Annotated in this window: 12 protein-coding genes; 5 read left to right on the top strand and 7 right to left on the bottom strand. The window is 52.6% G+C overall.

Annotation, left to right across the window (positions count from 1 at the left end):
- Nucleotides 1-11: 11 nt before the first annotated feature.
- Nucleotides 12-2255 (bottom strand): EAL domain-containing protein, encoded by a 2244-nt coding sequence (locus EDF88_RS12630; RefSeq protein WP_134184979.1) that lies wholly within the window; start codon nt 2253-2255, stop codon nt 12-14.
- 348 nt (nt 2256-2603) lie between these two features.
- Between EDF88_RS12630 and EDF88_RS12625 the strand changes: the two genes are divergently transcribed.
- The gene (locus tag EDF88_RS12625; RefSeq protein WP_072009456.1) at nt 2604-2792 is read left to right on the top strand and encodes a YfgG family protein; all 189 of its coding nucleotides are present in this window, start codon (nt 2604-2606) and stop codon (nt 2790-2792) included.
- Nucleotides 2793-2865: 73 nt separating this feature from the next.
- Here EDF88_RS12625 and EDF88_RS12620 read toward each other — a convergent pair whose 3' ends face one another.
- Nucleotides 2866-3777 (bottom strand): LysR family transcriptional regulator, encoded by a 912-nt coding sequence (locus tag EDF88_RS12620; protein WP_134184977.1) that lies wholly within the window; start codon nt 3775-3777, stop codon nt 2866-2868.
- Between the two features lie 101 nt (nt 3778-3878).
- Between EDF88_RS12620 and EDF88_RS12615 the strand changes: the two genes are divergently transcribed.
- The 3 genes from EDF88_RS12615 (at nt 3879) to EDF88_RS12605 (ending at nt 6667) form a co-directional block, all read left to right on the top strand.
- Nucleotides 3879-4988, top strand: coding sequence for an alkene reductase (locus EDF88_RS12615; protein ID WP_134184975.1), 1110 nt, complete (start codon nt 3879-3881; stop codon nt 4986-4988).
- Between the two features lie 64 nt (nt 4989-5052).
- The gene (locus EDF88_RS12610) at nt 5053-5613 is read left to right on the top strand and encodes a thioredoxin domain-containing protein (protein WP_134184973.1); all 561 of its coding nucleotides are present in this window, start codon (nt 5053-5055) and stop codon (nt 5611-5613) included.
- Between the two features lie 163 nt (nt 5614-5776).
- On the top strand, nt 5777-6667 hold the full coding sequence (locus tag EDF88_RS12605; RefSeq protein WP_134184971.1) for a DHHA2 domain-containing protein: 891 nt from the start codon (nt 5777-5779) through the stop codon (nt 6665-6667).
- Nucleotides 6668-6986: 319 nt separating this feature from the next.
- On the opposite strand, the gene EDF88_RS12600 is transcribed toward EDF88_RS12605, so the two are convergent.
- Entirely contained in the window at nt 6987-8192 is a 1206-nt protein-coding gene (locus EDF88_RS12600; RefSeq protein ID WP_134184969.1) for an ISL3 family transposase, read from the bottom strand.
- Between the two features lie 180 nt (nt 8193-8372).
- Between EDF88_RS12600 and EDF88_RS12595 the strand changes: the two genes are divergently transcribed.
- On the top strand, nt 8373-9383 hold the full coding sequence (locus EDF88_RS12595; RefSeq protein ID WP_208326141.1) for a LacI family DNA-binding transcriptional regulator: 1011 nt from the start codon (nt 8373-8375) through the stop codon (nt 9381-9383).
- A gap of 110 nt (nt 9384-9493) precedes the next feature.
- Here EDF88_RS12595 and EDF88_RS12590 read toward each other — a convergent pair whose 3' ends face one another.
- The 4 genes from EDF88_RS12590 to EDF88_RS12575 are packed head-to-tail and all read right to left on the bottom strand — an operon-like array spanning nt 9494 to nt 12775.
- The gene (locus EDF88_RS12590; protein WP_134184965.1) at nt 9494-9928 is read right to left on the bottom strand and encodes a heme-binding protein; all 435 of its coding nucleotides are present in this window, start codon (nt 9926-9928) and stop codon (nt 9494-9496) included.
- A complete protein-coding gene (locus EDF88_RS12585; protein WP_134184963.1) occupies nt 9915-10826 on the bottom strand; it encodes a dihydrodipicolinate synthase family protein in 912 nt (303 codons plus the stop codon). Before EDF88_RS12585 ends, EDF88_RS12590 begins: the two co-directional genes overlap by 14 nt.
- On the bottom strand, nt 10820-11647 hold the full coding sequence (locus tag EDF88_RS12580) for an SDR family oxidoreductase (RefSeq protein ID WP_134184961.1): 828 nt from the start codon (nt 11645-11647) through the stop codon (nt 10820-10822). The genes EDF88_RS12585 and EDF88_RS12580 overlap by 7 nt, the downstream gene beginning before the upstream one ends.
- 24 nt (nt 11648-11671) lie before the next feature.
- On the bottom strand, nt 11672-12775 hold the full coding sequence (locus EDF88_RS12575; protein ID WP_134184959.1) for a mandelate racemase/muconate lactonizing enzyme family protein: 1104 nt from the start codon (nt 12773-12775) through the stop codon (nt 11672-11674).
- Nucleotides 12776-12810 lie beyond the last annotated feature (35 nt).

Here is a 12810-nt window from a genome sequence, read left to right as displayed (position 1 = left end):
AGGGCGTTTGGTTATTCGGTATCTCGATTTTCCTGAATGACAAGCTTCTCGAGCAAAAGCGGCCGTCCAACCAAATACCCTTGTATGTAATCAATCCCCAGACTTTGCACCGCTGCCTTGACCGCCTCGCTTTCAACATATTCGGCAACCAACTGCATCTTTTTCATCCGTGCTAATTGGCAGATTGAATCAACAATTTGATAATCCAGACTACTGGTTAGTATATTCCGGATAAAACTACCGTCAATTTTCAGGATATCCGCGCTAATATCTTTCAGCCGCGCATAGCTGGCATACCCTGTACCAAAATCATCAATAGCAATCCGACAGCCCATATTTTGCAACATAGTCAAAGTCGCGTTAGCTTGCTCAAGATTGGTTAATGAATTGCTTTCGGTGACTTCGAAAATAAGCTGCCAGGGTTCAATTTTGTAACGCTCAAGTAGATGTTTCACTTCGCTCGCAAACTGCAAACGCCCTACAGAAGCGGGGGTGAGGTTAATGGAGAAACGGCTTCCGGGAAGTTGTTTTCGATACTTGCTCATGAACTCAAGCGTTGCTTCTAACACCCATTTATCGATTTTAGAAGACAAGCCAAACTCATGTGCCACCGGCAAAAACGCATCGGGCATAAACATCGCATCCCCGTCGTTATCCCCTTTCATACGCAGCAAGATTTCATGATAAGAGTCACCACGAATCCCTTCGATACGTTGCGCCATCAAGATGAAATTCCCTGAATCAATGGCGACTTGCAGGCGATTCATCATCGCCACTTTCTTTCTTACCGCATTCTGCACATGGTTTGTGCCTTGCTGCTGCAAGCTTTCAGGCTTTGATGTCGAAAGCGACAAATCAGCCATGGTACTAAGCTCACCTAACAGGAAGTAAATATGGGTGACAGGCTGGCGAACATAGCAAAAGCTGATGCCTACTTGTGGCTGCATCGGCATACCATCCCACATAAAGCGGAACTGCTTAACGCGATGGTCGAGGGCGTCGATACGCTCATGATAAGAGTCATAGTTCAACCGAACAGCCAGCTCATGTCCAGACAAGTGATAGACCCGTTCGTTGGCGGTTAATATCGGATGCAGATATTCATTGAGCTGCTGCTTGTATTGGATACGAAGTTGCACTCCGTAATTTCGACCTAAAAGCTCAAGTTCGGGCACGCGTAGAAAAGCCAGAGCTGAACACGGATAACGAGATAAGTCGCGATTAAGCGCGCGCAAATTGGGCATTTGAACGATGGGGTCGATAAAAGCAACACGGCGCGCCTTGCTATGCAGAAAACGCTGGCGAGTAGTGACAACAGCCATCAAATAGATGGTGATAGAGAACACAGCATAACAGGATGAGGCTATGGCCAGATGGAGTTGAAAGCCCATATATGGCGGCAAATAGTTATGAAAACCGCTGCACAGGATCGTCAGTATCACCGCCCATGACATGGTGATAAACAGAAAACCAAAGCGCATCGCGCCCCATAACATTAGCGGTAGAATCAGCGTTAAGGTGTAATCCGTTGTGAAAATGGTGCTGAAATCATTTAAGGGTAACAGCAGCAGACTAACTAATACGATGACCAACCCAGCCCATAGCGTAATCTCGACTTTGGTCACGCCCGACTGCATTTGAGCCTTCATCCGCGAGAAAAATGAAAACATAAAGCGTGGATTTCGGAACATACGAATGACGGAGTAAAAGAAAGGCATCCCCGTCAAACAACCAATCAGCACCGCCTGAAAATTAATTAATGTGCGGGTGTGGAGGGGATTTTCCGCACCGATATTGTTGGATACATCATACCAACCGAAGAAAACCCCTATCTGGTAGATAACTAAAAATGTTACAGAGTTAACTAACACCAACCACAACATGCGCTGCCCTGTAAGTTTGATAGCACCAAACATCACTGAGCCACGCCGTGGAACGAAAATACGGTAGCCACCCCAACTGATCGTGATTGGGACGATAAAGTGAACCACTGCCAGTAATGCAGCAATTTCGCCTTTTAGAGGGACATATCGGAGGAGTAACGCAACAATAATTCCCGGCAGTGCTGCCCAACCGAAAACCACCATAAATGCTGTCATTAGCCCAAGTGGCACATAGACGAGAAATACGCGCCCCCCGTCCATGACGGTATGGGCATTACACCATTCGGCTATAGGAAAAAGTAGACTCGGCAGCACCAAAGGAAGTGCCCACCATTGATTTTTATATTTGTTATACCAGCTTGCCAGATGCATTAGTTATCGCCAAGAACCCTGTCGTCCAGCTCGGGTAAGTTTCGAACAGGCTTCCAACCTGGCCGATAAAACCATATCGCTATGGAATAGAGTGCAGATTCTAGTTAGGGATGGAGTTACAAAGATGATCTTAATCAATTTTTTGATGGAGATTAAAGTCCAAAAGTGAATAATTCAAAAAAATAACTGTAGATATACTAATCAACTAATATTAAGAAATGTTTATATAACAGGGAGAAATGATTTAGTACGTTATTCACCGATGACCCGCAATTGACCTTAGGGCATCACTGTGTATAAATATCCCCGTCGCCCGCAGTTGACGGGTAAACATCAAGGATCATTTGCGTGACACAGGTTACGAGTATGCGAAGACGACATAAGTTTAACAATCGTATGACCCGCATTATTCTGCTCATCAGTTTTCTCTTCCTTTTCGGCCGTTTTGTCTATTCTGCCATCGGTGCCTGGTACCATCATCAGGACAAAGTAGAAGCACAACAAAGCAGCCTGTCAGTGGATAGCACTAACCGGTAACGCCTTCTTTTAATTAAAAATTATAACACTGATAACTGCCAGTGGGATTTGTCACGCCTATTACCCGGCCGATTTATTCATTATCCAACCAGTTGATGAAAAATTCGCTGAACATGGAAACCTGTAATGGCTGAAAGCGGCGCTGTGGATAAACAAACTGTAGCCCCACCTGTTTTTTGTCGTGCCTGCTAAAGCCAATGAAACTGTCTGCCAACAACACTTTCAGCCGCCCTTGTTCAACATCGCGTTTAACATCCCACCAGGATTTACTGGCAATACCGGCCCCGGCCAGCACCCACTGGCGCAAAAGTGCACCGTCGTCGCACACCATGGCAGGTGTAACGCGTGCACTTTGCATTTCCCCTTCAGCCTCAAAGCGCCATTCATTCATCAGCGTTCCACGACGCTCCATCACCAGGCAGCGATGTCCGGCCAGATCTTGCACTGAATGCGGTTCCCCATGGGTATGAAGGTAAGCCGGAGATGCCACCAGCACGCGATAGTTCTGCCTGATGACTTTCGTTACCAGATTGCTGTCCGGCAGGTTACCAAAACGAATGCTCATATCGAGCCGTAAAGAAATCAAATCCACCACATCTTCGCTGAGATACAACGAACTTTTAACTTCCGGGTGCTGACGGGAAAAATCGAGTAACGCAGGTGATAAATACTGACGCCCAAAATCAGACGGCGCTGCAATCCGTAGCGTGCCACTCAGAATGCCCTCTTTTTGCATCAATTTCGATTCGGCCAGCTCTACTTCCTCAAGCACGCGCAGAGCGGCGTAGTAAAACTCCTCACCGCTCCGCGTCAATGCTATGGCCCGTGTTGAACGGTTAAAAAAGCGTGTCTGATAGCGTTCCTCTAATGCTTTTAGTCGCGCAGTCATGGTAGCAGGCGACAAATTCATCCGCCTTCCCGCCGCAGCCAGTCCACCGGCATCAACCACGGCCACCAGCAAGGTCATATCTTCGAGCTTACCCATTATTCTAATTTCCTGAATAGACAATCAGATTTCAATGCCATTATCAAAACGACAAGCAGGACGTAAAGTCAAGGCATCATAATTATCTCGGAGTCGAAGAAATGAAATCACGTCACCTGTTTGAGACCTCTCGTGTAGGGTCAGTTGAAACCCGTAGCCGTATTGTTATGGCGCCGATGACGCGTTCTCGCTCCGCACAGCCGGGTAATATCCCTACGTCGATGATGGCGAAGTATTACCAACAACGTGCCAGTGCCGGAGTTATCATTACCGAAGCGACACAAATTTCGCCACAAGGTCAGGGTTATTCCTGGACGCCGGGTATTCACTCCCCAGAACAAATCAGCGGCTGGCGCCTGGTGACCGATGCCGTTCATCAGGTTGGCGGGAAAATCTTCTCGCAGCTGTGGCACGTCGGCCGCATGTCCCATGAAAGTTTTCACGCTGATGGCAAACCCGTCGCACCTTCTGCACTGGCACCCGATGCGCAAGTTTGGGTCGTGGGCGAAGACGGTGTAGGCCGAATGGTAGACAGCCCTGTTCCGCGTGAATTAACGCATGAAGATATTGGCCAGGTGATTGCCGACTATCGCCAGGCGGCGCTCAATGCCATTGACGCGGGTTTCGACGGTGTAGAGGTTCATGGTGGCAACGGGTATTTGATTGACCAATTCCTGCGCCGCAGCTCCAACAAACGCACCGATGAATACGGTGGCAGCCTGGCAAACCGCGTGCGTTTTGCGCAAGAAGTGCTGGAAGCCATTAGCGATGCCATTGGTGCAGACAGAACCGGTATTCGCCTGGCTCCATTTATTACTCAGCGTGGAATGGACGACCCGCAGGCTATTGAAGCGATTCTGGCACTGGCGGCCTGGTGTGAGCAAAAAGGCATTGCCTTTATCCATCTGGCGGAAGCCGACTGGGATGACGCACCGCAAGTACCGTACGAGTTCCGTGAAACGCTTCGGGCAACATTCAGTGGTGCCATAATCGTGGCGGGGAATTACACCCAGGAGAAAGCAGAAAAATTCCTCGCGGCAGGTATCGTGGATCTGGTTGCCTTTGGCCGCCCGTTTGTTGCCAACCCTGATTTCCCGCGCCGCCTTGAGGAAAACTTGCCGCTGGCATCTATTAGCAATCACGCGGCACTGTTTGGCGGCAAAGAAGCGGGTTATACCGACTATCCGGTGTGGTCTTCGGACGAAGTATAAATCCGTTCAATATCTGATAAGTTGTTTCGCATACCAACGCTGAAAACACAATAAAGGGATCACTATGAGTCAAAACGATAAACCTCATGCTCAACCACTGGTCTGGGGTCACGGTCCGCGCACATTTGAAGTTTTTCTTGAGCCGACCTGCCCATTCTCTGTTCGCGCTTTCAATAAGCTCGGCGCACTGTTGGAAAAAGTGGGTGAAGACAACGTCACGGTGAATATTCGCCTTCAGTCGCAACCATGGCATATGTTTTCCGGTGTGATTGTGCGCTGTATTCTTGCCGCATCCACTCTTCCGCAAGGCCGTGAAGCTGCGCATAAAGTGATGCAAGCCGTTGCCGATCACCGTGAAGAATTCGAGTTTACCGAGCATTGCAGCGGCCCGAATATGGATGCGACACCGCAGCAAATCATTGACCGTATCGAACGTTACAGCGGTGTGGCGTTGGCGCAGGCATTCGCCCACCCGGCATTACAGAATGATATTAAATGGCACAGTAAATATGCCCGTCAGAATGGGATTCATGTTTCACCAACCTTCATGGTGAATGGCCTGGTGCAGGCCGATCTCGGCAGCGGTGATGATATTAGCGTCTGGGCAGAACGAATTTTAGCTTAAGCCGCATAAAGCAAAACCCTCTGCAAAACAGAGGGTTTTTTATTTCCCTTCATCACAGCGAATTTATGCTGCCCACTCTTAGGTTGTGAAATCAGAACCGATAGCATCCTATACTCTAAAGACAAGCCGCGAAGCACATAGAATAGTGAGCAGGAGAGATTAAATGATACATGTCTTTGGCCATTTAAATCCGGACAGCGATACCGTCTGCACGGCCTATGTGGCTGCGCGTTGGTTAACGATTAAAGGGCAACATGCTCGGGCGTTTCGCCTCGGTGAGTTAAATAGAGAAACAGCCTACATTTTCCGCCATGCTGACCTGACGCACCCACCACTGCTTGATGATTCCCTTGCGGGTAAAGATGTCTGGCTGGTTGATTTCACCGAACCTGCGCAAGGACCGGCCACGCTCAATGAAAGCAATGTTGTCGGAATTATCGACCACCACCGTCTTGGCGGCCTGATCACTCAACTCCCTCCTGAAGTCTGGATTAAACCTGTCGGCAGCAGTGCAACATTGTTATGGCTGTTGATGACTCCCGCTCATCGCCGTGAGATCTCCTCTGGTGAAGCCATTTTGCTATTGGGCGCCGTGTTAAGTGATACCGTCGCCCTTCGCTCACCGACCACTACTGAAGAAGACCGCCAGGCCGTTGATGAGCTCTGCGCTCTCACAAAAGTGGAGCGTGAAGATTTCATTCGTGATTTGCTGACGGCCAAGACAGATATCATCGGCTTGAGCGCAGATGAGCTGCTCGATAAAGACAGTAAAATGTTTGATATTTCGGGGAATAAAGTCCTCGCCGCACAACTCGAATTATATTCTCTTGCGCAGGCGGAGCCGCTGATTGATGAGCTTAAATCAGCCATGGAACAGCGGGTCACCACATCAGGGGCTGGGTTGGTGGTTTTGATGCTGACCGATATCAGCGCGGAGTGTTCAAGGCTCTATTTTGCGGGCCCGGCACTTACCGATAATGCACCCGTTACCATCGCCGGAATGCTAAGTCGCAAAAAACAGCTGCTGCCCTGGTTGCATGCGCGGCTCGGTTAAATTGCATCGTAAAAAAAGCCCATTAAAAAATGGGCTTCGATTCGATGAAGAAACGACAGGTATTAATGCTACCTAACGACTGATTATTCCAACTCTATTATAAACAAACTTGTTAAGTTATTATGAAACATATACTTAATATACACCACAACCGAAAAGCCATGAAAAGTGCCATGCATAGTAAAAACATTTAAGAATGTCGGATCAACCTCTATCATGGCAAAGGCTGCCAATTGCTGCCTCTCCAAGATGACCAACTCACCCACATAAGCTGACGAGCAATCTCAGCCAGCAGCTCCACAGCATAAGAAAATCGGGTTCATCGCGCTTTACCGGGGAACGCTGCTTTTATCTTCATAAAAAAGTAGTCGTTATCCCGGTATCGATACGCCATCCGTTTTATCACTTTGATCCTGTTATTCATCCCCTCCAGTACGCTTGTATTCAGACGGTGTGTGGCACTCGCGATTATTCCGCTCACGTAACCCTCCAGCTTATCCGCGAACTGCTGCAACACCCTGATACCACTTTCCTGTGACTGCCTGTACCACTCATTCCAGCGACTCTGTGCGACTTCCTTATCCGGTGCATACCACAGCTCTTTCAGGGCTGTTTTCATCACATATACCGTATTTAACGGCTGATTCGCCTCCAGCAACTCGGCCAGTTTTACTTCATGTCCGGCCGGCAGATTCTCCGGATTGCGCAGTAACAACCAGCGGCTGCGTTTGATGACCTTCCGCGCCTTGCTGTTGTCACGCAACTGATTTGCCTGGTCGATCCTAACTCTGTCGATAACTTCCCGGCCGAATTTCGCCACAATATGAAACAGGTCATACACCACTTCCGCCTGCGGGCACTGCGCTCTCACCTCCAGGTCCAGCGCTGTATTCATATCCATCACCACAGATTCAATAGCGGCACATCCTTGCGGGCCCAGCCAGGTGAAGAACGGGCGGAAGGCCACCCGGCTGCGGCCTTCGCCAACCCACAGCACCCGTTGTGTATCTGCATCCACCATAACCGTGGCATAACGATGCCCTTTGAACAGCGCGAACTCATCCATTATCAGGCGGCGTAACGTGTGTCGTTCTGGCTCCTGTAGCTCCCGCCGCAGGCGCCGGCAATCAATATTTTTAATGGTATGCCAGTGTAGGCCGGTCAACTGTGCCACATGCTTAATCGGCAATAACCGGGTGAGAGACTCCACCCAGGTCGCTAACGAGGACGTGTAACGCTGCCGTTCGGGCAACCATGAGATGCGCTCAGTAACGACCCCGCAACGGGAACAGCGCAGACGACGGACGGGAAGCTGAAGAGTGACACGCCAGTGGAGTAAATCGCGCTCACGAACCCGGCGAACAGAGACATCATGGACAGCACAGTCAGTGCAGCCACACCGACGGCAGGATGGCGCAAAGCCGGGGTCAGGCCGGAGCGTAATAAACAGGGCATCAGGGGCTGGATGCGTAAAGGAATCAACAGTGAAACCTTCCCAGAAGAGGGAAGAAAGATTAGCATTCATGGCAGACGGCGGTTAAGTGGCTGGTTAGTGTTTTGGCGAATACAAAACTAACCACTTTTACCGCCGTTTTCTATTGGTTCACGCTTATCCGCGATGAACCAAATAACAGCCCATCTAATGTATTGCTAACTCGAATTAGTTTATGATTAAGCAGTTCTGTTCGTTATGGAAAATGATGTTATGGCCAAAACTGTTGAGCAAGTCGCCAGAGCGCTGGAAATCTCGATTACTACCGTGCGGCTGGTGCTGGGGGGTAAGGCTGAGCAGTACCGCATCAGCGCCAAAACGCAGCAGCGTATTAATGATTATATCGCTGAGAACGGGCTGGTCGTTAACCACATCGCCCGCAGCCTGAAGCTCAATAAAACCGAGACCTTAGGGTTGGTGATCCCGCGCCTGTCGAACCTGTTTTTCTCCACGCTGGCGGAAAAGCTGGAAGCCTGCTGCCGTCAGGCAGGGTATCAACTAATGATCGCCTCTACCTACAGCGACAGCGAGCATGAAACCAGCCTGGTCGAAGGGCTGCTGGCGCGCAAAGTCGATGGGCTCTTTGTGGTGCCTTCTACCCGGGAAACGCAGCTGCATCATCAGAAGATGGCGCGCAAGCGGCCGCTGGTGCTGCTCGACCGTGATTTTGGCGAGAGCGATGTGTCGCTGGTGGTGAGTGATAACTACAACGGCAGTAAAAAGCTGGTGCAGGCAATGACTCAGGCGGTAGATGTCTCGCCGATTTCTTTTATCGCCGGGGATACCCAGCAACCGTCGATCCAGCGCCGTTTGCAGGGCTATCTGAGTGAGCTGCCCGCCGGAAAAGAGTGGATTTTGTCTGCCAGCCATAACCGTCAGGAAGAGGGGAGGCAGCTGATGCTCGATTTCCTCCGCCAGCATCGGGAGCCGCCGAAGGCGTTTATCGCCTCATCGCTGCCGATTCTGGAGGGGACGCTAAGCGCGTTGCGGGAAACTTATGGTTTTATTCCATCAGATATCCCGATTGGGACCTTCGATGAACATCAGATGTTAGGTTTCCTGCCGAATGCGGTGTGGTCGATGCGTCAGGACGAGGACGCCTGGGCGCAGCATGCGTTTCATCTGATGCAGCAGAAGATGCAGGGCGAGAATGCCGACGTGAAGATCACGGTGCCGATGACGCTGATTCATCGCCCTTTATCGGTGGAGAAGCAGCGGAGTTAAGTGGAAACGGAAAAGACCCTCTCCCTGGAAGGGAGAGGGGGAAAAGAGCGTCGGAGCTGGGCATATGACGCGTAGCCCGGACAGGTGCGCAGCAACGCCTCCGGGAACGATTACGCAATCAGCCGCTGAACAAACCGCGCCGCCAGCTCGGCGTCCAGCGCCGGCGGCAGGCCGCTGATTCCGACGCCGCCAATGGCCAGCCCTTCGACGATAACCGGCTCGCCGCCCGGCATTGCCAGCAGCTTCGGGTCATTAAATACCGCCAGCCGCAGGGTACCGGCGCTGACCTCTTGCGCCAGCGTTGCCGTCGGACGGCGAAAGCGCAGAGCGCTCCAGGCCTTGCGCTGCGCCAGCTGGCGCGGCAGCGGTGGGCAGCGCGCGTGCGCGCCAAAGGCGATGAGCTCGCCCTCCGGCCCGACAACCGCCACCGCCAGCCCCCGGGTACGCAAATCGCTTTCCGTTTCCTGTAAAAACCGCGCGACCTGCTGACACACGACGCTATCGTTCAGATGGACCTGGGGGCAGAGCGCGTCATTGTCCGGCATCGGCGATATACCCCCGTAAGCGCACATGAAGTTCGTCCAACTCCCCTTTTTGCGCCGCCGTCAGCGCCACAAACGGCTCGCGGGTTGGTCCTGTATCGACGGTCTCTTTACCGGCAAGATACTTCGCCGACTGGAACACGCCGCGCGCCACCAGGTTTTCCACCACCTCGTTAATCTGCTGCTGTAAGCGCTGCGCCCGGGCGATATCGCCCTGCTTAAACGCGCTGCACAGAGCGAGAAACAGCTCCGGCTGGAGGTTGACCGTGGTACCGACTGTGGCCGTCGCACCTGCCGCGAGGCTGGAAAGGAAGATCTCATCGAAACCGTTAAAGAACACTTTGTCCGGATAGCGGGCGATCATCCGCTCCAGCGAGTAGAGGTTATGCGAAGTGTGCTTCACCCCCAGCACCTGCTCGTCGCCGAGCAGCGCTTCGGCGGTCTGATGGTCAAGCTCGACGCTGGTAAACTGCGGAATATTATACAAAATCACCGGAATCGAAATGGCGTCCAGTACTCGACGGTAGTAGGCGATAATCTCCTCGCGGCTGTATTTGTAGTAGTAGGGCGGTACCAGCGATACCGCGCTGGCCCCGTCCTGCTCGGCGCTTTTTGCCAGCTCGACGGCATCCCGGGTACGCGGCGTTCCGACGTGGGAAATTACCGGCACTTTGCCTTCCGCCGCCTGTACCAGCGTTGCCAGCACCTGCCTGCGCTCATCGAAACGCAGTAACGGCCCCTCTCCGGAGGAGCCGCAGCAGTAAAAGCCTTCAACCCCGCGGGCCAGTTGGGCACGGGCGAGGGTGTCCAGCGCCGCATAGTTTACCGACTCGTCGGCATGCATCGGCGTCACTACAGCGGAGATAATGCCGCGAAAAACCTGCCATTTATCGTTTACCATGCGGTCCAGCCTCCATCCACGACGACGTTGGAGCCGGTCATATAGACCGACGCGTCGGAGAGCAGGAACACCACCGCACCGTTGTACTCATGTGGTTTTGCCATCCGTCCAATCGGAATGCGGTTGGTGTAGTTTTTCTGAAAACGCGGATCCTGGTCGCTACGCTCAACGCCGGAAAGGGTCAGGGTATTGACGCGAATGCCATCGCGGCCCCAGTAGGTGGCGCAGTAGCGGGTAAAGTTATACAGCCCGGACTTTGCCGCTGAATAGGCCACCGGCTTGACGAACGGAATACCGGTATCCTCTTTTTTATAGCTATAGATATCCTGCACCGGGGAGACCACGCCGTAGATCGATCCGACGTTGATAATCGAGCCGCCTTTGCCGGCCTGCTTCATGCGCTTGCCAACCTGCTGAGTCATCAGGAAGGTGCCGACCAGGTTCACTTCCACCACTTCGCGGAATACCTCTTCCGGGAACTCCTCAAACGGGCCGGAAACTTCCGGCGGCGCGCTGGGCTGGGTATCAACCCCCGCATTGTTCACCAGGCCATCCGGCACGCCCCATTTTGTTTCGATGCTATCAAGAACCCGGTTAATGCTGGCTTTGTCGGTAATATTCACTTCCGCGCACAGTAGGCGGTCGGAGTCCTTTATCGCCCCCAGCACGCGATCGATACGTGCGGCATCGACACGGGTGGCTAGCGCCGCCACCTTTGCGCCGCGCTCATGTAAGGTCTTCACGTACTGCGCCCCCAGCTGTCCAAGGCCGCCGGTCACGATGATGACCTTGTCTTTAACTGAGAATAACGTGTCTTCCATTGTCCTTTCCCCATCACTGAGTGGTTAGATTTTGTGTGTTGCGAGATAGTCACGATCGAGAATGATGCCGTGGCCCGGTCGTTCGCTCGGCACGTAGTAGCCGTCCACCTCTTCGCCCGCCTCGGCGATAATGCGCAGATCCTTCCAGCGCCCACCGTCGGTCATTTCGGCGTATGAGATATTCGGTACCGTTGCCAGCAGGCTGGCGCTGAGCTCCATGACAAAATGCGGCGTCATCGGCAGGTTGTGCGCACGGGCGACGGCGGCGATATCCAGATAACCAGTGATCCCGCCGACGCGTCCGAGATCAGCCTGGATGTAATCCGCACAGCCGCTCTCGATGTATTGCGTGAACTGGTTTAAGTTATAGACGTTTTCGCCCAGTGCGATAGGCGTAGTGCTGCGTTCGCGAAGCTTGAGATGGCCGGTGATATCGTCGGAGGGCAGAGGCTCTTCAATCCATAACAAGTTGAGCGGCTCGAACAGCTTGAACGCGCGCAGCGCCTGCGGGAAGTTCCAGCCCTGGTTGGCGTCCACCGCCAGCGGAAATCCCGGCACCGCTTCCTGAATTTTGCGCAGGCGCTCTACGTCTTCTTCCAGCGTCGGTTTGCCTACTTTCACTTTCGCCGCCAGGTAGCCGGTGCTTTTCCAGCGTTTGACCTGGTCGATCACTTCTTCGATAGACAGATGCAAGTTGATGCCGCTGCCGTACAGCGGAACGCGATCGCGCACGCGGCCAATAATGTCGATGATTGGCGTGTTAAGAGTTTTGCCCAACAGATCCCAGTAGGCGATATCCAGCGCCGCCAGAGCATGGGTGGTGACGCCCGCGCCGCCGACGTCGTGAATATGTTTATACGAACGATGCCACAGGCCGCGCGGCGAGAGTGGCTGGCCGATCACGTCCGGGATAATCTCAGCAATCAGCGCGGAGATGGTTTTTCCGCACCAGCCGGAAGTGTGGCTAAAACCGGTACCGACGTGGCCGTTTGAACCGTAGACATCAACAATCGCCACTTCGATATCAGTGACGTGGTGAATCTGATCCCCCCATGGGCCTTCCGGTAGCGGGACGCGGGCAGTCATCAGTTCGATATTTTCAATCACGGGCATTTTTGTGCTGTTCATCTGATTCCTTCCTTTATGTGTTCAGCGGGGGCCGC

The organism is Buttiauxella sp. BIGb0552, from assembly GCF_004366275.1.
In the GTDB taxonomy this organism is placed as follows: domain Bacteria; phylum Pseudomonadota; class Gammaproteobacteria; order Enterobacterales; family Enterobacteriaceae; genus Buttiauxella; species Buttiauxella gaviniae.
This window is presented reverse-complemented; position numbering and strand designations above follow the sequence as displayed.